The 17,439-nt window shown below is 64.5% G+C and carries 22 protein-coding genes and 1 tRNA gene; 12 read left to right on the top strand and 11 right to left on the bottom strand.

Annotated elements, in window-relative coordinates:
• Positions 1-106 precede the first annotated feature (106 nt).
• Positions 107-559, top strand: a complete 453-nt coding sequence (locus tag ACX80G_RS03980; protein WP_459305777.1) for a hypothetical protein — start codon at positions 107-109, stop codon at positions 557-559.
• A 98-nt stretch (positions 560-657) separates the two neighbouring features.
• Positions 658-1,497, top strand: a complete 840-nt coding sequence (locus tag ACX80G_RS03975; RefSeq protein ID WP_459305776.1) for an aldo/keto reductase — start codon at positions 658-660, stop codon at positions 1,495-1,497.
• 225 nt (positions 1,498-1,722) lie between these two features.
• Here the strand turns inward: ACX80G_RS03975 and fliW are convergent, their stop codons facing one another.
• The 4 genes from fliW to ACX80G_RS03955 are packed head-to-tail and all read right to left on the bottom strand — an operon-like array spanning position 1,723 to position 3,441.
• Positions 1,723-2,058, bottom strand: a complete 336-nt coding sequence (gene fliW / locus ACX80G_RS03970; protein ID WP_459305774.1) for a flagellar assembly protein FliW — start codon at positions 2,056-2,058, stop codon at positions 1,723-1,725.
• The gene (locus ACX80G_RS03965) at positions 2,055-2,756 is read right to left on the bottom strand and encodes a flagellin N-terminal helical domain-containing protein (protein WP_459305772.1); all 702 of its coding nucleotides are present in this window, start codon (positions 2,754-2,756) and stop codon (positions 2,055-2,057) included. Before ACX80G_RS03965 ends, fliW begins: the two co-directional genes overlap by 4 nt.
• Entirely contained in the window at positions 2,705-2,974 is a 270-nt protein-coding gene (locus ACX80G_RS03960; RefSeq protein ID WP_459305770.1) for a flagellin N-terminal helical domain-containing protein, read from the bottom strand. Before ACX80G_RS03960 ends, ACX80G_RS03965 begins: the two co-directional genes overlap by 52 nt.
• A gap of 5 nt (positions 2,975-2,979) precedes the next feature.
• Complete coding sequence (locus tag ACX80G_RS03955) at positions 2,980-3,441, bottom strand: flagellar basal body rod C-terminal domain-containing protein (RefSeq protein ID WP_459305768.1); 462 nt, start codon at positions 3,439-3,441, stop codon at positions 2,980-2,982.
• A gap of 37 nt (positions 3,442-3,478) precedes the next feature.
• Between ACX80G_RS03955 and ACX80G_RS03950 the strand changes: the two genes are divergently transcribed.
• Positions 3,479-3,829 (top strand): hypothetical protein, encoded by a 351-nt coding sequence (locus tag ACX80G_RS03950; protein WP_459305766.1) that lies wholly within the window; start codon positions 3,479-3,481, stop codon positions 3,827-3,829.
• Between the two features lie 72 nt (positions 3,830-3,901).
• On the top strand, positions 3,902-4,159 hold the full coding sequence (locus tag ACX80G_RS03945; protein ID WP_459305765.1) for a carbon storage regulator: 258 nt from the start codon (positions 3,902-3,904) through the stop codon (positions 4,157-4,159).
• Positions 4,160-4,246: 87 nt separating this feature from the next.
• On the opposite strand, the gene ACX80G_RS03940 is transcribed toward ACX80G_RS03945, so the two are convergent.
• The 5 genes from ACX80G_RS03940 to tmk form a co-directional block, all read right to left on the bottom strand.
• Positions 4,247-5,827 (bottom strand): alpha/beta hydrolase domain-containing protein, encoded by a 1,581-nt coding sequence (locus ACX80G_RS03940; RefSeq protein WP_459305764.1) that lies wholly within the window; start codon positions 5,825-5,827, stop codon positions 4,247-4,249.
• A gap of 241 nt (positions 5,828-6,068) precedes the next feature.
• Positions 6,069-6,144: transfer RNA gene (locus tag ACX80G_RS03935), tRNA-Thr, on the bottom strand.
• Positions 6,145-6,242: 98 nt separating this feature from the next.
• Complete coding sequence (locus tag ACX80G_RS03930) at positions 6,243-7,799, bottom strand: alpha/beta hydrolase (protein WP_459305763.1); 1,557 nt, start codon at positions 7,797-7,799, stop codon at positions 6,243-6,245.
• Entirely contained in the window at positions 7,796-8,959 is a 1,164-nt protein-coding gene (locus tag ACX80G_RS03925; protein ID WP_459305761.1) for a DNA polymerase III subunit delta', read from the bottom strand. Before ACX80G_RS03925 ends, ACX80G_RS03930 begins: the two co-directional genes overlap by 4 nt.
• Positions 8,956-9,600, bottom strand: a complete 645-nt coding sequence (gene tmk / locus ACX80G_RS03920) for a dTMP kinase (protein WP_459305759.1) — start codon at positions 9,598-9,600, stop codon at positions 8,956-8,958. The genes ACX80G_RS03925 and tmk overlap by 4 nt, the downstream gene beginning before the upstream one ends.
• A gap of 75 nt (positions 9,601-9,675) precedes the next feature.
• Here tmk and ACX80G_RS03915 point away from each other — a divergent pair, with 75 nt between their 5' ends.
• The 3 genes from ACX80G_RS03915 to ACX80G_RS03905 all read left to right on the top strand — a co-directional run bounded on the left by ACX80G_RS03915 (position 9,676) and on the right by ACX80G_RS03905 (position 11,997).
• On the top strand, positions 9,676-10,848 hold the full coding sequence (locus tag ACX80G_RS03915) for a trans-sulfuration enzyme family protein (protein ID WP_459305757.1): 1,173 nt from the start codon (positions 9,676-9,678) through the stop codon (positions 10,846-10,848).
• A gap of 9 nt (positions 10,849-10,857) precedes the next feature.
• On the top strand, positions 10,858-11,181 hold the full coding sequence (locus ACX80G_RS03910) for a DUF2516 family protein (protein WP_459305755.1): 324 nt from the start codon (positions 10,858-10,860) through the stop codon (positions 11,179-11,181).
• A gap of 66 nt (positions 11,182-11,247) precedes the next feature.
• Positions 11,248-11,997, top strand: coding sequence for a phosphoglyceromutase (locus tag ACX80G_RS03905; RefSeq protein ID WP_459305754.1), 750 nt, complete (start codon positions 11,248-11,250; stop codon positions 11,995-11,997).
• 66 nt (positions 11,998-12,063) lie between these two features.
• Here ACX80G_RS03905 and phoU read toward each other — a convergent pair whose 3' ends face one another.
• Positions 12,064-12,723, bottom strand: coding sequence for a phosphate signaling complex protein PhoU (gene phoU, locus ACX80G_RS03900; RefSeq protein ID WP_459305752.1), 660 nt, complete (start codon positions 12,721-12,723; stop codon positions 12,064-12,066).
• Positions 12,724-12,896: 173 nt separating this feature from the next.
• On the opposite strand from phoU, the gene ACX80G_RS03895 reads away from it, so the two are divergent.
• Together ACX80G_RS03895 and ACX80G_RS03890 are read left to right on the top strand one after the other, a co-directional pair.
• A complete protein-coding gene (locus tag ACX80G_RS03895) occupies positions 12,897-14,150 on the top strand; it encodes a sensor histidine kinase (RefSeq protein ID WP_459305751.1) in 1,254 nt (417 codons plus the stop codon).
• On the top strand, positions 14,147-14,827 hold the full coding sequence (locus ACX80G_RS03890) for a response regulator (RefSeq protein ID WP_459305749.1): 681 nt from the start codon (positions 14,147-14,149) through the stop codon (positions 14,825-14,827). The genes ACX80G_RS03895 and ACX80G_RS03890 overlap by 4 nt, the downstream gene beginning before the upstream one ends.
• A gap of 3 nt (positions 14,828-14,830) precedes the next feature.
• On the opposite strand, the gene ACX80G_RS03885 is transcribed toward ACX80G_RS03890, so the two are convergent.
• On the bottom strand, positions 14,831-15,376 hold the full coding sequence (locus ACX80G_RS03885) for a hypothetical protein (protein WP_459305748.1): 546 nt from the start codon (positions 15,374-15,376) through the stop codon (positions 14,831-14,833).
• 263 nt (positions 15,377-15,639) lie between these two features.
• Here ACX80G_RS03885 and ACX80G_RS03880 point away from each other — a divergent pair, with 263 nt between their 5' ends.
• The 3 genes from ACX80G_RS03880 (at position 15,640) to ispF (ending at position 17,430) form a co-directional block, all read left to right on the top strand.
• Positions 15,640-16,122: a CarD family transcriptional regulator gene (locus ACX80G_RS03880; RefSeq protein ID WP_459305746.1), complete on the top strand. Its 483-nt coding sequence runs from the start codon at positions 15,640-15,642 to the stop codon at positions 16,120-16,122.
• Between the two features lie 76 nt (positions 16,123-16,198).
• The gene (gene ispD, locus ACX80G_RS03875; RefSeq protein WP_459305745.1) at positions 16,199-16,924 is read left to right on the top strand and encodes a 2-C-methyl-D-erythritol 4-phosphate cytidylyltransferase; all 726 of its coding nucleotides are present in this window, start codon (positions 16,199-16,201) and stop codon (positions 16,922-16,924) included.
• Positions 16,921-17,430 carry a 2-C-methyl-D-erythritol 2,4-cyclodiphosphate synthase gene (gene ispF / locus ACX80G_RS03870; RefSeq protein WP_459305744.1) on the top strand — a complete coding sequence of 170 codons (510 nt, stop codon included), beginning with the start codon at positions 16,921-16,923 and terminating at the stop codon, positions 17,428-17,430. Before ispD ends, ispF begins: the two co-directional genes overlap by 4 nt.
• The last annotated feature ends 9 nt before the right edge of the window (positions 17,431-17,439 follow it).

Here is a 17,439-nt window from a genome sequence, read left to right as displayed (position 1 = left end):
ATAATCCCATGAGTGAATATCGGGGTCCTGGTTACCCGGACGCCACTCCCCCTGACCATCCCCCACGGGTTGACGTGCTGGCCGACGTCCCTGGCGTCTAGCCACGATGGGATTTTTCACTGCGGCCCGCCAAGGGCGCAAGGACGACGCGGAGCTGGGCACCGGCGTCTGGCGGCGGGCACACGACCGTTTCCGGCGTGGGCTGGACCGCTATCATCAGATCCTGGAAGGCGTGAGCGACGATGACGTCTACAACCAGCTTGCGGTCCTCGCCAACGAACTGAGGCCACTGCTGGAGCGCGTTCGCGTGATTTGTGTGGCTGCGCAGGCGTTATCGCCGAGTACGGGGATGGAGATCCCCGGCGCCCTCACCCCAGTGCACCGAGCTCTGTCGAGAGCGGGCAACTCTCTCGCGACGACCGCGGAAGCCGCCGCGATGGCACGGCTCGACGGCGAACGGTGGGGACTGGCGTCCGCCGGCCTGGAAAATGTGCGGCGGCGGGCCGAACTGGTGGAAGAGGATATCGCCGAGGCCGAGCGCCAGTTGGCGTCCACCTAGTCATTTTCGCCGATGAAAAGTGAATCGATGAAATAATTCGGCGTTTGTGGCAGTTCACTTAACGACATCGCATTTAGTGAACACGGCGAAAGGCATTTATGACTACCTCACCGAATCTTACGTTCCATGACGGCGCCACCATTCCCCAGCTGGGCTACGGAGTGTGGCAGGTTGACGACGCGACAGCGGAGGACGTCGTCGGGCGCGCTTTCAAGGCCGGTTACCGCCACATTGACACTGCGGCTGCCTATCAGAATGAAGCGGGTGTAGGCCGCGCCATCGCTGCTTCCGGTCTCGACCGCAGCGAGCTTTTCATCACCACGAAGCTGTGGAACGCCGATCAGGGATACGAAAGTACCCTGAAGGCCTTCGATACCTCGATGGAGAAGCTGGGTCTGGAGAAGCTCGACCTGTACCTGATCCACTGGTTGCAGCCCAAGCAGGGCAAGTATCTTAACACCTGGAAGGCTCTGATCGAGCTGCAGAAGCAGGGTCGGGTGACGTCCATCGGGGTTTCAAACTTCACTGTTGAGGCGCTCCAGGAGGTCATCGACGCCACCGGTGTTGTCCCAGTGATCAATCAGGTGGAGACACACCCGTTCTTCAACCAGGCTGAGCTGAAGGCGTTCCATCAGAAGAAGGGCATTCTGCACGAGTCCTGGTCACCGCTTGGCTCAGGCAAGGGTCTTCTCGAGGATCCAGCCCTCGTGGAGATCGCGTCCAAGCACGATGCCACCCCGGCGCAGGTCGTCCTCGCCTGGCACCTCGCCGTCGGCAACGTGGTGATCCCGAAGTCAGTCACTGAGTCTCGGATCGTCGAGAACTGGGACGCCCTCGACGTGACCCTCGACAGCAGTGACATTGACGCGATCAACGCACTCGATAAGGGTGCCGACGGGCGTATTGGTGCGGATCCGGCGACTGCCGACTTCGCCTAACCGCCAAAAGCGCTAGCCGGGCGCGCCCCGGTGATCAATCTGGACATCGGTGGGGGAAATTGAATTTCCCTCGCCGATGTCCAGGTTAACGCGGTCTGTCCGGATTGCTCACCGGGACGGCCCCGGTTTCAGAAGGTGAGGCCGTTGGACCTACCTGGCGTGGCGACGCCGGCTTGATGTTGGGCGTAGTCGGCCAGTTCTGCCCGAACGGGCCACTCGCCCCGCTCAGGGATGACCTGGGTGCATCGCCCCGTTGCCGGGTTGACCAGAATCGGTGCCAACAGGGTTACCGTAGTGCCATTTTCGCCCGGGGTTCGCGACCACCAGAAGAGTAAGAGGATCAGCTTCCGGCAGGTCCAGCGCATTAACGTGCGACGACGAGACGGCCGGGTGATAGCTCGGCAGGTACACGGCGGCGTCGAGCACGAACAGCCGCAATGATGCGGTCCCGCTGGCCTGCAGCGCATACAGCCCATCGGCGCCGTCGATCTCATCCAGCGAAAAGTCAACAAGCGGGTCGAGTCCAGGCCGGGGAGTAGTGAATGTCAGTGCCGGGCTCACCGCAGGAAATCCATGAGGGTGGGCTGGAGCACGCGCGCCGTCACCGCGAGCCCCGATTGGTAGGTGACCACCTGCAGCTTCATCTCAAGGATGACCGCCGCCAGGTCGACATCTTCCACTCGGGAACGCTGCGTTTCGAGCGATACTGACTTATCCACGTTGACCTCCTGGGATTGCAGGATCTGGGCGTGACGGGTGCCAGCTTCGGCACGATGTGTGCGGACCGCCGCGAGCGTCGTGTCCAACGCCCCAAGGTTGCGGGTCACCTCCGCGCCCGACCGCAGGTCGGCTTCAATGGTATCGAGCAGCTTGAACACGGAGGCGTCCCCGGTGCCGAAGACCGCCGCGCCATCCATGTCCACACGCACCGTCACCAAGGCGTCGATCCGTCGCTCCACCGGGCTGCCACCGGTGTGGTCCAGTGCATCGGTGAACGCCACCCCGGTATCCGAGTTGCCCGCGTAAATGGTGCGGCCCTGGTACTTGGTGTTGGCCTGCGTCAGCAACTGATCCCGCAGCGCTGCTATCTCAATGGCCAGTGCCTCGCGGCCCGATGCCGACAGGGACCCATTGCCGCCCTGCACCGTGAGGTCGCGAACCTTGTCGAGGGTGGCGCTCGCAGCGCTCAGGGAGGCGTCAACGGCGGTCAGCCACCCGTCGCCGTCGGCAATGTTCCGGCTATACTGGCCGTCAGCCACCCGTCGCCGTCGGCAATGTTCCGGCTATACTGGTCGACGGCGCGCAATTCCGCCCGAACACGCAGCGACTCCGCAGCCGCGGCCGGATCGTCCGACGCCCTGGTGAACGCCTTCCGCCCCGAGGCCTGGTCCTGCAGTTCGGCCAGCCGTGCGAGGTTGGTCTGCAGATTGCGCTGATCGCTCTGCATCATGGTCTGGTTGGTGACACGGGTGATCATTTGGATTACCTTCCCACTACGCCAGTGCGGTTGATCAGGGTGTCGAGCATCTCGTCGATCGCGGCGATAACCCGTGCCGCCCCCTGGTAAGCGTGTTGGTAGGCGAGGAGATTGAGGTTCTCCTCGTCCATGTCCACGGACGCGTTGGACAGTTGGCGACCAGTGGACGCCGACGCCGCCAGGTCGGCGAGGACAGCCGTTTGCAGCGCGGCCTTCGTTTCGAGACCGAGTTGAGTCACAAATCCCGCCCAGCTGACATCGGGGGAATCCGCTGCCGCGCCGAGCTGGGAGATGGCGTCGGCGTTGGCGCCATTGAGCCCCCCGCCGCCGGGAGTGCCAGCGGCAATCCCCGACTCGTCGACCGGGACCACAGTCAGGTTGCGCGCGGCTGGGTCGCCGCCGATGGCGAAGAAGTCGAGTCCGGTGGTGCCGCTGGTGGTGGCACCCTGCGAGTGAATCGCGTTCACTCTCGCCGCCAGGGACGTGGCGAAGTCGTCGTAGAACGTGGCCGCCTCCGCGAGGGCACCGCGGGTGGCGGCTGGCGGCAGCGGCGTTGCGGGCGGCTTCCCGGTGTTCGCGGCCGTCGGGCTGGATGGTGCACGCCCGGGCGCTGACTGGGCCGGAAGCGTTGCGACGATTGCCGGGCTCGGCGCCGATCAGATCTGGATTGTGGTCGACGTGGGACGCAAGCCGATGGACACGGCCGTGTGGGTGGCCGAGATGACGCGGGAGTTGCCCGTCACCGCAGTGGCGGTGGTCGGGGCGGCAGCGACGTCGTCGCCGGAGAGCGTGAACCTGCTGGGCATCCCGGTGGGCTGGGTGGACGGGCGGCGGGCCACCTCGCCGGTGCTGTGAAGACTGTGGCTGCGAGCGCCGGACCGGTGCCCGGTCCCGAAGGACACCCGATGGCTGGGATAGAGTAAGCGGGTGCTGGTGCTTACACGCAAAATTGGGGAACAGATCCTGATCGGGGACGACATTGTTGTCACCGTGCTCGATTCCCGTGGCGAAGGCATCAGGATCGGCATTGATGCGCCGCGCGGCGTGAAGATCCAACGGGAAGAAGCGCTGCGCGCCGTCGCAGAAGCCAACCTCGCTGCCGCCCAACCCGATCCCGAGGCCGAGGCGCGGATCAAAGCCTTACTGGGGATCCCTGCGCCGGCTGCGACGCCCAAACTTACCTAGCGCTCCAAGACCTCCCAGGTTGTTACTGCTGCGTGTCGTCCCATGAACTACACGCAACAGCAACAACCACCCGGATTCTGCTCCGGGTTAGGGAATGTCTGCCTTGGCGGCGTCCTTGCGGAGTGACCGGGCGTCCTCGTCAGTCAGGAAGCGCTGATCCGCCAATCCCATGACATTCTCCTTGACCGCTTTCACATAGGACCCATGATTTGGGTACAGATTGTCAATGGTTGCTTGGTTGAACGGGCGTTCGTATCCTGCAATGAAGCAGAAGGAAGCTCCCGTCGCGGTGCCGAACCACGTGCTCGTCGGCACATCAAGGAAGGGGGAGCGCAACCCACCTTGCACGTTGCCAAATTCATCAAGGACAGGTGCGCCGTCCTTTACCAGGATCGGTGCTGCCCGCGGCGGAGCAATGTCCTCCCGCACCCATAGATCAAGGTTCTGTAAGGCCGCGTTGAAGAAAATGGAACTCGGGAAGCGGCTGCGTGGCCCCTCGTTGCAATTCATCGGGGGGACCGTTCGCCCTGCGGCCACGATGTCCTCGGAAGATGCAGAGAAAAACAGTTCATCCGGTGTGGCGTGCCCGGCCCCTGCCATCTCGTAGTGCCTGTAGCGGTCGCCCGGCGCGTCGCTGTCTGGCCGACGTGAGCCGATGCCCCGAAGGTAGTCGGACTGGGACATCATCCGGATGATTGGAACGCCGACGTTTTGAAACTGACGGCGCGGGTCATTCGCCCCGGGCGCGCTTTCGCACTGGTTCATGGGGTAGGCGCCGGCGAAGGCGCCACCGGCCACGCCAACAATGTATCCGTCATAGATCGGGGCCCCGTCCGTCTCAATGACGTGGGGCTGCACCCCATTAATGTAGTTCGCCAGATAGCCGCCGGTCTGCGAGTAGCCAAGTCCGTAGGCTTTTTCGACGAGACCATATTCGTTCCCGTAGGTCAAGGGGTTCGAGGAGGCATCACTTTTCAACCATGCGCCCACCTGGCTGTAAATGTCCCAGATCAAGCCGTTTTCGGTTGTTCTCGAACTATCCGCAGCTACCGTGGTGCAGTTTCGAGGGTCATCCAGTGGAAGAGGATTAGCGAAGGACAAGGAACTGTAGCGTCCGGCATCGAAATTCTTGAGAGCATCGATGGAGATAGGTTTGGCGGTGATTCCCACCCAGGCGTCCCCGTTGTTCACGATTTGCTCGTGGGCTACCGCCCACCCGATGTTCAGATCGAACAGATTTGACGGGTTGAGCATTTCAACGACGACGTTGCCGCTGAAATGTTTGCCGTCAGCGGGCTTCCGGACGAGAACCCGGGTTGTGTACGGGGCGTCCTCGGTGCGGACAACGGCAGGTCCCGGAGCCGGCCAGGAATAGACGTTGGCGTTGCCGCTCGCGAGATACTCTTCTTCCACATAGCCTTGCTTCGACAAGTCTTCCGGGACGAGTTGGTGATCCGCTGCCCCAAAGGGATACGACTCCTCGGTTGTGGACAGCTGCGTTACGTCCGGTATCGGTGTGACTCGCTCGCCAGCGGGTAAGGGCGCAGCATGATTCCCTTTGCCTGAGCCATCGCCGTCCTTGGCTTGAGCCGGCATCGTTCCCGCCCCCACCACTCCAATGGTCAGCGACAGGGAAAGCGCCACTGAAACGCTCGTAAATTTCTTCACGAAGACTCCTTTGTGTTCGTTCAGGTTCTGATCGATGTCAGGGCTGATTGCACGCTGATCCCCTAAGGGTAGGAAACCTGCTTGCTTCGAGCAAGCATCCTGAACATGTGTGCACCATGATCGGGAAATCCTCAGACTGGAGTTCCGGCGATAATCGCGGTCAGTGGGGTATGGGTCCAGACTCTTCCCGATATGACGGTCACCGCAAGCTCTCAGCTCGTCCTGGTAGCGGCCTTCACCGTGGAGCCTCCTGCCAGAGTCGAACTGGCGACCTTCTCATTACGAGTGAGACGCTCTACCGACTGAGCTAAGGAGGCTGAAGCTTCACGGGACACGCGTCAGCGCGGCCCAATCCACAAGGATCAACTCTATAAGAGCTGCCGTGTGCAGGTCAAAAGCGCCCCACGCGACGGCACTAGTCGCAGCTGACGCCGTCTTCGGGGACGGTGCCGTCGACGAAGTACGCATCCACGAGGTCCCCGATGCAGGACCCGGCCCGCCCGTAGGCGGTATGCCCCTCGCCGTCCCAGGTGACGTGGACAGCGGTCTCCAGCTGGTCAGCCAGGGCCAAGGACCAGTCATAGGGGGTCGCGGGGTCCCCGGTGGTGCCGATCACCAGCATCGGCGCAGCATTGGGGGCCGACGCCGGGGCGGGCTCCAGCACCGGTTCGAACTCCCACGCGTCGCAGGTCACTCCGCCGTAGGCGAGGTAGGGTCCGAAAGTGGGCGACGCTTCGGCGAGGTCGGCGGCGTCGGCCTCCAGTTGCGCGGGGTCGCCGGTCATCGGGTAGTCGAGGCAGTTGATTGCTGTGAACGCCTCGGCGCTGTTGGTGGCGTAGCTGCCGTCGGGCTCGCGCTCAGCGGCCAGGTCCGCCAACTGCAGCATCGCCGATGGGTTTCCCTGTAATGCCTCATCGATAGCTCCGGTCAACAGGGTCCAGTTGTCGTTGTCGTAGAGCGGCAGGATGAACCCGGTGAAGAAGGTGCTGATGGTGACCAGCCTGCCATCGGAGGCGGTCATCGGGCTTTCCTCGACCGAGAGGAACAGATCCTGGATCGCTGCCACCCCTTCCTCAACTCCGGCGGGAAGCGGGCAGTCGGCGGCCAGCTGGCAGTCAGCCACATAGGTGCGCAGCGCCGCCTCAAAGCCGCGGGCCTGACCCAGCGTGATCTCCTCACTGCTCAACGACGGATCCACCGCGCCATCGAGGACCAGTCGGCCAGTGTTGGCGGGGAAGAGCCCGGCGTAGGCCGCACCCAGGGCCGTGCCGTAGGAGAAGCCGAGATAGTTCAGCTGCTGATCCCCGACGGCCGCCCGCACGATGTCCAGGTCCCGGGCCGCGCTGTCCGTGTCCACAAAACCCAGCAATTCACCGGTGCGCTCGGCGCACTGGGCGGCGAACTCTTCGGCCTCACGGGTGAGCGTCTCGAGCGCTTCGGCGTCGGAAATCCCAGGCTCCAGATACTCCAGCCGGTCCGCTTCGCGCTCCTCGTCGGTCTGGCAGTCCACCGCCGAGGACCTTCCTACCCCGCGGGGGTCGAAGCCGACGACGTCGTACGCCTCGCGCAGCCGGTCGCTGGTCACAAAGGTGAGCGCATCCCTGACGATGTTGACTCCCGAGCCGCCCGGCCCGCCCGGATTGACCAGCACCGAGCCCTGGGATTCGCCGGTCGCATCGCTGCGGATGAGCGCAATGTCGATTGATTCGTGCGAGGGGTCGGCGTAATCCAGCGGAACCTCCACGGTGGCGCACGCGAAGCTCTCCTCGCACAGTTCCCAGGCCACGTCCTGCGTGTAGAAGTCTTCAAGGTCGGCGGGAACCTCGCCGACCACGTTGGGGGCCGCGGATTCCACACCCGTGTCCGGGCCGTCCCCGGACCCGGGGGAGAGCATCTGGCACCCGGACAGCACCAGTGCACCGGAGAGGACGACGGCGGCCGACGCCAGCCGGCTGGGGAGGATACGTCTCACGTGGTGTAGTCCTTTTCGGGGAGGAGGCTGACGGCCATCGCCTCGATGGCGAGCAACGGGGCAACGTTGGTGTTAACGATCCGGTCCCGCACTTTGTTGATGGCCTCGATCCGCACCAGTGTCCCCTCGGGGGTCCCCCGCCGGGCGAACGCCTCCAGCTCGGGCCGCAGGGGCTCGTTCACAAGGTCCCGACCGCTGGAAACCTGCAGCATCAGCACGTCCCGGTAAAATGAGGTGAGGTCTGTCAAGGCACGGTCAAAGTAGTCGTTCTTCGACCGTTTGGCGCGGCGGGTCTGGTCGTCTTCCAGCCGTTTGACCTGTCCCCGGATGGCTGGCGGTAGGGTGCCACTTTCCGGGGCGCCGAGTGTTGCCAGCAGGGCTGACTTTTCCTGGGCATCACGCTGCTCGAATGAACTCTGGGCCTCGGCTTCAGCAAGCTTGACCAAATCCGCGGCTGCTTTCATGGCGCCGGAGACGGTCTTCAGATCCAGCGGCAGCCTGACGATCTGGTTCCTGCGGTCGCGGGCGCCGTCGTCGGTGGCCAACCGTTTGGCAACCCCAATGTGGCTTTGCGCCGCCCGTGCGGCGGCCTCGGCTGTTGCCGGGTCGATGCCGTCGCGGCGGACCAGCAGGTCAGCGACATCCTTCACCGGCGGCAAACGCAGGTTGACGGACCGGCACCGGGATCTGATCGTCACCAGGACGTCGCCGGGGCTAGGTGCGCACAGCAACCAGATGGTCCGGGGCGGCGGCTCCTCGATGGCCTTGAGCAGCACATTGGTGCTGCGCTCCTGCATCCGGTCAGCGTCTTCGACGATGATGACCCGCCAGCGGCCGGTCGACGGCTTGTCCTGAGCTTTGCGGACGAGTTCACGCGCCTCGTCGATGCTGATGGTCACCTTTTCGGTGGTGACGTTGGTGATGTCCGCGTGAGAGCCGGCCAGCGCCGTCCGGCAGGCTCGGCACTCCCCGCAGCCACGCTCAGCCAACTGCTCCCTGTCGCACACGAGTGCCGCCGCGAACGCCCGCGCCGCATTGGACCGCCCTGATCCCGGCGGTCCGGTGAACAGCCACGCATGGTTCGGCTGGTCCGCCGACGCGGCGCGTCGCAACTGCTCGACCACCTGCTCCTGGCCCATCAGGAAGGTCCAGACGCTCACGCCAGGTGCCCCTCGACTGCTGCGAGGATGGCGTCGGCCAGCTCGTCGACTGGTGTCCGTGCCGGCAGCACCAGGTACTGCGCCGGGTCCGTCGCCGCCCGGTCGAGGAACGCGCCGCGGATCAGCGAATGAAAGGTATCCGGTTCCGATTCCAGCCGGTCTTCGGCGCCGTTCCGGATGCGCCGCCCGCGCCCCTCAAGCGGCTCGACGTCGAGCAGCACCGTCAGATCGGGGCGCAGCCCCTCGACCGCCCACAGGTTAACCTCCAGGACGCTGTCGGTTCCCAGCCCGCGACCGGCACCCTGGTAGGCCACCGAGGAGTCGATATACCTGTCGCAGACGACGACGACGCCACGCTGAAGGGCGGGCAGGATCGCCTGATGGACGTGGGCCGCCCGAGACGCGGCAAAAATGAGGGCCTCGGTCCGGGGGTCGATGGCGCCCTGGCCGTGGTCGAGTACCAGCGAGCGCAGCTTCTCCCCGATGACTGTGCCGCCGGGTTCACGGGTCCGCAGCACCTCGCGGCCGCGGTCCTGCAGCGCGGTAGTGAGCAGACCCGCCTGGGTCGACTTGCCGGCGCCGTCGCCGCCCTCGAAGGCAATGAACAGTCCGGACGTCCGGCGCGGGGATGGTGTACTCACGTGCCCAGCCTATCGAGGATCACCGACACAACGATCCCGGGTGAGTCCCACCCCGATCACAGATACGCTGAATCCATGACCCACCACGCCGACGACCACGCCCACCAGCTCGCCCCGGACACGATCGTGGTTGCCGCGGGCCGCCCCCCGCGGGAACACGACGCGCCAGTGAATCCGCCGATCGTGTTGTCGTCGACGTTCTACGAGGCGGTAGATCCGGTGGCGGGGGACCGGATCTACGGGCGCATGTCCAACCCCACCTGGGACCCGTTCGAGGAGGCGCTCGGGAAGCTGGAGGGCGCGGCGCTCCCGGCCTTGGTGTTCAGCTCCGGGCTCGGCGCTGCTGCGGCTGCACTGTCGCTGGTGCCGGCCGGAGGCGTAGTCGTGATGCCCCGCCATGCCTACGCGGGTTCGCTGAGCCTCGCCGCCGACGAGGCCTCTCGCGGCAGATTCACGTTACAGACCGTCGATGTCGCCGACACCGACCAGGTCCTCGGCCACCTGTCGGGTGCCGACCTGCTGTGGCTGGAAAGCCCCACCAACCCGATGCTTGAGGTAGCCGATCTGCGAGCGATCATCGGCGCCGCGAAGGCCGCCGGGGTGACGGTCGTCGTCGACAACACCTTCAACACGCCGCTGGTGTGCCGGCCCCTGGAATTCGGCGCCGATGTGGTGCTCCACTCAGTGACCAAATATCTTGCAGGGCATTCCGACGTCGTGCTCGGCGCGCTGGTCACTTCCGATGCCGAGCTCAACGCGAACCTCCACAGACACCGCACCCTGCATGGTGCCATCGCCGGACCGTTCGAGGTGTGGCTGGCGCTCAGGGGCCTGCGCACCCTCGCCCTGCGGGTGGAACGGTCGCAGGCAACAGCGAGCTACCTGGCCCACAGACTCCAGTCCCACCCGGCACTGACCCGGGTCCGGTTCCCAGGCCTCCCCGACGACCCCGGCCACCAGCGCGCTGCCGACCAGCTCAACGGCTTCGGCTCCATCATCAGCATCGAGCTGGCGGACGTGGCGGCAGCCGAAGCGCTCGTCGCGGCCGTGCGGCTCTGGTTGCCGGCCACCTCGCTGGGCGGCGTCGAATCTCTGATTGAACGACGACGGCGTCAGTCGGGCGAGCCGGTCACGGTCCCGGAGGCGCTGGTGCGGCTTTCGGTGGGGATCGAGAATCCCGAGGACCTTTGGGCCGACCTGGACCAAGCACTGGCGCCGCTGCGACAGTACGGCGACTCCACCCGATAGGCTTGACCCGTGGACATCGCTTATGAGATCAGATACTTCCTGTACTTGGCGCTCGGGTTGGTGGCGCTCGGCATTGAGGTCTGGGCGCTCGCTGACTGTGTGAGGCGGCCCGCCGCGAACTTCGAGGCGACAATGAAACGGACCAAGGGCTTCTGGACCGCGATGACCGGTGGCGCTGCCGCCGTCGGAGCGCTGACAGCGCTCGTTACTTCCACCGGCCTCTTCGGGCTGTTGCAGATCGTCGCCGTCGTCGCCGCCTGCGTGTACCTGGCCGATGTGAAACCTGCCGTCTCGGAAGTTCGCGGCGGCAGCGGTCCCTACGGCCCCTGGTAACCGACCACCGGTAACAGAGGTGCACAGCAGATGAGCTAAGTAGCTCCGATGCGGCAGACTAATCTCATGACCTCCTACAAAGTGATCCTGCTCCGCCACGGCCAGAGTGAGTGGAATGAGAAGAACCTGTTCACCGGTTGGGTTGATGTGCCGCTCACCGAGCAGGGCCGTGCCGAAGCGATCCGCGGTGGCGAACTGCTGGTCGAGGCCGGGCTGCTCCCCGACATTGTGTACACCTCGCGGCAGAAGCGTGCCATTATCACCGCCAACCTCGCACTCGAGGCGGCTGACCGCAGCTGGATCGACGTCAAACGCCACTGGCGCCTCAACGAGCGTCATTATGGCGCGCTGCAGGGCAAGGATAAGGCGCAAACCCTCGCGGAGTTCGGTGAGGCCCAGTTCATGGAGTGGCGCCGCTCGTACGACACCCCGCCGCCGCCCCTCGAGGATTCCAGTGAGTTCTCCCAGGCGAACGACCCCCGGTACGCGGATCTCGGCGACTCAGTGCCCCGCACCGAGTGCCTCAAGGACGTGCTGGACCGGTTCCTGACGTATTGGGAATCCGACATCGCCCCGGATATCCGGGCGGGCAAAACGGTGCTCATCGCCGCTCACGGCAACTCGCTGCGGGCACTGGTGAAGCACCTGGACGGGATCAGCGACGCCGACATCGCGTCACTGAACATTCCCACCGGCATCCCACTGATCTACGAACTCGACGAAAACCTGCACCCCGTGAAGGCCGGCGGCACCTACCTCGACGCCGACGCAGCCACGGCGGCCATCGAGGCGGTCGCCAACCAGGGTAAGCACTAGCCCGACCGGGTTACACCACGACGACGGCCGGCCCCGCGGGGACCGGCCGTCGTCGTCGTTGGTGGTCTAGTTCAGCGGTGCGCTGGGCTGCCATTCGCCGGTCACCAGGTAGGTGACCTTGCGGGCAACCGAGACGCCGTGGTCGGCGAAGCGTTCAAAGTAGCGGCTGGCCAGCGTCACATCGACAGTGATGGGCGCTGAAACATCCCACTCGGGGGCAGCGATTGCCTTGAACACGCCAGCGTGAAGTTCGTTGATCCGCGCGTTGTGAGCGTAGATATCGTTGCTCAGTTGGAGGTTGCGGGTCTCGAGGAGCTCCTTCACCTTCGCGGCGATCAGCTTGTCCAACTCAGCCATCTCAACGAACGTGGGGCGGATCGCCGCGGGAATCACATGTTCCGGGTACCGCAGTCGGGCGAGCTGGGCTACGTGGCGCGCGAGGTCACCCATCCGTTCCAGCGAGGCACTCATCCGCAGTGCTCCAACAATCATCCGCAGATCGCTGGCGACGGGACCCTGGAGGGCGAGAATGTCGATGGCACGCTCGTCGAGATCGTTCTGGAGGAAGTCGATGCGTGCGTCGGCCGCAATCACGTCCTGGGCAAGTTCGGTGTCAGCCGACTCGAACGCGGTGGTGGCTTTGTCCAACGCCTCCGAAACCAGCTGTGCAATTTCAATGAGCTGTTCACCGATCTGGTGAAGCTCCGCCTGAAAAACCTTCCGCACGGGAGGCATCCTTTCGATAGAGATGACTGCGTACGTCTATGCACAGTCCCACACAGCACAGTCTCAGCCGGTGATGAACTGTTGTGCGCCTTTGGGTGAACGTTAGTTGAACCACATCCCTAATGCCACCGGAACACCCGCCCCCAGTCCAGCTGTACGCATAAGCTAGGCATGTGGATCCCGTTCTTCTCATTCTGATCGCCGGACTGGTGGGTGTCGCTTTGGGCACCTTCGGCATGGCTGCCTTCCGGCTGAGCGAAATCCAGCGGCGCTCCCTCCTGTTCGTTGAGGAGCCAACCCTGCCCGAGGGTGCGGCCGAGGTGTTGTCAATCATCGGCCGTGCCTATGTGGTGGTGGACGCCATCGACGGGGTGGTGCGGGCCAGTCCGGCCGCGTACGCCTTCGGGCTGGTGCGCGGACACACCGTGGTGCACGCGGAACTGCTGGAGCTGACGGCCAGGGTGCGCCGGGATGGTGTGATCGAGCAGAAGCAGTTGGAGCTCCCGCGCGGCCCGCTGGGTCAGGGAACGATCATCGTGCTGGCCCGGGTTGCTTCGCTGGGGGAAGAGTATGTCCTGATCCTCGCCGATGACCGCACGGAGATCACCCGCACCGAGGAAATCCGCAATGACTTTGTGGCGAATGTGTCACATGAGCTCAAGACCCCGGTCGGCGCAATTTCACTTCTCGCCGAAGCGCTCGACGACGCCGCTGCGGATGAGGAAGCCGTCCGTCGGTTCGCCCGCCGTATGCATAAGGAGTCTGCCCGACTGTCGGCACTGGTGCAGGACATCATCGAACTCTCCAGACTGCAGGGTGCTGACGTGGTGCGGCGTGGCCGGCCGGTCGACATTAACACGGTGATCGCCGAGGCGGTCGACCGGAACCGGTTGCCAGCCGAAAGCAAGCAAATCGACATTGTGGTGGGCGGGCGCATCGACGAACCTGTCTACGGGGATCCGGACCTGCTGATGACGGCCTTCCGCAACCTGATTGACAACGCCATCCGGTATTCGCCCGAGGGCACCCGGGTGGGAGTGGGCCTGCGGTCCCGTGAGGGCCTCGCCCAGATTTCGGTCACCGACCAGGGGATCGGGATCACCCCCGAAGAGCAGGAGCGCGTGTTTGAGCGGTTCTACCGCATAGACGCCGCCCGGTCGCGCCAGACCGGAGGCACCGGCCTGGGCCTGAGCATCGTCAAGCACGTGGTCTCCAATCACGGTGGCGAGGTGACCGTCTGGTCCCAGCATGGTCAGGGCAGCACCTTCACTGTCCGATTGCCGGAGATGGAAGCCGACGCGGAGCCCTCGGAGACGCGGGCAGTCACCGGTGACAAGCGAGGCGACCGACGCGGTGAAAAGTCAGCCGGTCATGCCGGCGAGAAGCAGGGTGGATCTTCCGCCCGCGAACAAGGAGTAAGCGCTTGACCCGCATTCTGATCGTCGAGGACGAAGAGTCCTTCAGTGACCCGTTGTCCTATCTGCTGGGCAGGGAGGGTTTCGAGGTTGCGGTGGTCGACGATGGAATTGCGGCCATCGTGGAATTCGACCGGGCCGGCGCCGACCTGGTGCTGCTTGACCTGCAGCTCCCCGGTCAGTCCGGGACCGAAGTGTGTCGACAGTTGCGGCAGCGCTCAAGCGTCCCAGTCATTATGCTGACTGCAAAGGACTCGGAGATCGACAAGGTGGTTGGCCTGGAGCTTGGCGCCGACGACTACGTCACCAAACCCTATTCGTCACGGGAGCTGGTGGCACGGATCCGCGCGGTCCTGCGACGCCAGACCGAACCTGATGAGCTGATCTCGAGCACTGTCCAGTCCGGTCCGGTCCGGATGGACATTGAACGGCATACGGTCAGCGTGAACGGGGACCCCGTCTCCATGCCGCTGAAGGAGTTCGAACTGCTGGAGATGCTCCTGCGCAACGCCGGCCGGGTGCTGACTCGGGGGCAGCTGATCGACCGGGTGTGGGGGTCGGACTACGTGGGGGACACCAAAACCCTCGACGTACACGTCAAGCGTCTCCGCGGAAAAATCGAATCCGACCCCTCCAACCCGAGCCACCTGGTTACCGTTCGTGGCCTGGGCTACAAGTACGAGTCCTGAGATTCACTCTTCCTCTTCGCCGGTTTCTTCGGGCGTCGGCGTGGGGTCGGGGGTGTACCCGCCCGGCACGTACTCCCGGTACTCCTCGAGCGTGCCGTCCAGTACAGGAACCCGCAGCTCGGCCGTCTCCGAATTCACCACGAAGGTCAGGTCAACGAGGGCTCCGGGGATTTCGCTGATGCCGTCGAGGACGCCGTCGTCGGTCGTCTCATCTTCGAAGACCCATTTTCCTTCGGCGGGAACGGTGATGTCGACCGTCTCGTTGTCGCCCTCGATGGTCAACTGAACCGCAGAGTCGGTTGGGTTGAACACTGTTCCCAGGATGGTTCCGGGCTCGCCCTCATCCGACGTGATGATCATGATGTTGCGCAGTTCGAGGGGCCCCACCTCGTCGACGATGCCGTCGGACGCCGCGTACTGGATGGTGGTGGCCTGTTCGCTCGTCACGCTGCAACCGGTGGCACCAAGAACGGCAACCAGTGCCGCACCAGCAGCCAGGCTCCGCTTGGCCCGGGGGTGCTGTAGGGGATTGATTCGGTCACTCTTCACAGCGCAAACTCCTACGGTGGTTGATCAGCTGGGGGAACTGCTGGTTGAACTTTGGCTACAGCCTATCGGGAAAAGTCACCCGACGATGGAGCGCCGGAGCCCCTATAGAACACTTCTGGAGCGACGTGGATCACTTAAACACGGATCCGTCAAGGGGCGAATCATAGTCACCGACATCCGTAAGTCCCGGCTGACCTGCGAAAACACGCCGTCGGCGTGTCGAATTCGTGATAAACTGATCTGCGGGAAAGGGGAAAGTCCACATGGTTTTTGAGGTCGGCGAAACAGTAGTTTATCCTCACCACGGCGCAGCAAAGATTGAAGAGATCAAGATGCGCGTCGTCAAGGGCGAAGAGAAGATGTATCTCAAGCTCAAGGTGGCTCAGGGTGATCTAACCATTGAAGTTCCAGCAGAAAACGTTGACCTCGTTGGGGTGCGCGATGTAGTGGGCAAGGAAGGTCTCCAGCATGTCTTCGATGTGTTGCGGGCCGAGTTCACTGAAGAGCCCACCAATTGGTCGCGCCGCTACAAGGCGAACCTTGAAAAGCTTGCCTCGGGTGACGTGATCAAGGTTGCGGAGGTCGTCCGCGACCTATGGCGTCGTGATCATGACCGTGGGTTGTCCGCAGGGGAGAAGAGAATGCTCGCCAAGGCGCGGCAGATTCTGATCTCCGAGTTGGCGCTTGCAGAGAAGACTGACGAAGAGAAGGCAGCAACCGTTCTCGACGAAGTACTGGCTTCCTAGAGTGAGTGAGGGGCCGCCCGGGTGGGCGGTCCCTTTTTCTTGTCCTGACTGTCGAGCCCTGGCATAAGGTGATCACGTGTCAAAAACGAGTCCCCGCCCAGAGCCCAGCGCAGCGCAGGTCGGAGTCATCATTGTGGCAGGCGGAGCCGGTCAGCGACTCGGCCGCGGCATTCCCAAGGCCCAGGTGCAGATCGCTGGCCGCAGCATCCTCCACCACTGCCTGCAGGGTGTCGTCGACGCCGGTGTGGCCACCGAGATCTGCGTGGTCGTCCCGGCAGGAGACACTGTTCTTCGACGGGCCATCGCTGCTGTGGCCACCGATTCGAAAATCCGGCTGGTCGACGGCGGAGCGACCCGCCCCGATTCGGTGGCAGCCGGCCTCACCGCTCTCTCACCCGCGATCGCCCTGGTCCTCGTGCACGACGCCGCCCGCGCCCTCACCCCACCTGAGGTCTTCCGCCGGGTCGTCGCCGCGCTGCACTCCGGCGCCGACGCGGTGGTCCCCGCGATCCCCGTCGTCGACACCATCAAAACGGTGAAAGACTCCGTGGTGACCGGCACCCCACCCCGGGACATGCTGCGTGCCATCCAGACCCCCCAAGGCTTTACCGTGAAAGCCCTCCGCCGCGCCCACCAGGACCCTGGGTCCGCGGTCACCGACGACGCCATGCTGATGGAGCGCCTCGGCATTCCGGTGCAGGTGGTCGCTGGGGCCGACGCGGCCTTCAAGATCACCACCGCCCAGGACCTGCAGCTCGCTGAAATCCTCACCCGCACCTCGACAGAAACGACACAGCCATGAAGCTGCCGCGCACCGGCATCGGGGTCGATGTTCATGCGTTCGCCCCCGCCGACGCACCCCGGCCGCTGTGGCTCGCCGGTCTGCTGTGGGACGGGGAAATCGGCCTGAGCGGCCACTCCGACGGCGACGTCGTGGCTCACGCGGCCGCCGATGCACTCTTCTCCGCGGCGGGGGTCGGCGACCTCGGCACCCACTTCGGGACCGACCGCCCCGAATTCGCCGGTGCTTCCGGGGTGAGCCTGCTGACCGAAGCGGCCCGGATTGTGCGCGATGCGGGGTTCGAGATTGGCAACGTGGCGGTGCAGCTGATCGGCAATCGGCCCAAGTTCGCCCCCCGCCGCGCGGAAGCCGAAACCGTGCTGAGCGCTGCAGCCGGCGCGCCGGTCAGCGTGTCGGCGACCACGACCGACGGACTCGGCTTCACCGGGAGGGGCGAGGGCGTCGCGGCGGTGGCAACCGCCGTCGTCGTGCAGGTTAGCGAGGGGACCGAAACCACTGCCGGATGAAGCCGGCCA

The sequence above is a fragment of the Arthrobacter glycogeni genome (assembly GCF_054510815.1).
Note: the sequence above shows the minus strand (reverse complement) of the source record. Positions and strands in the feature narration are given on the sequence as shown.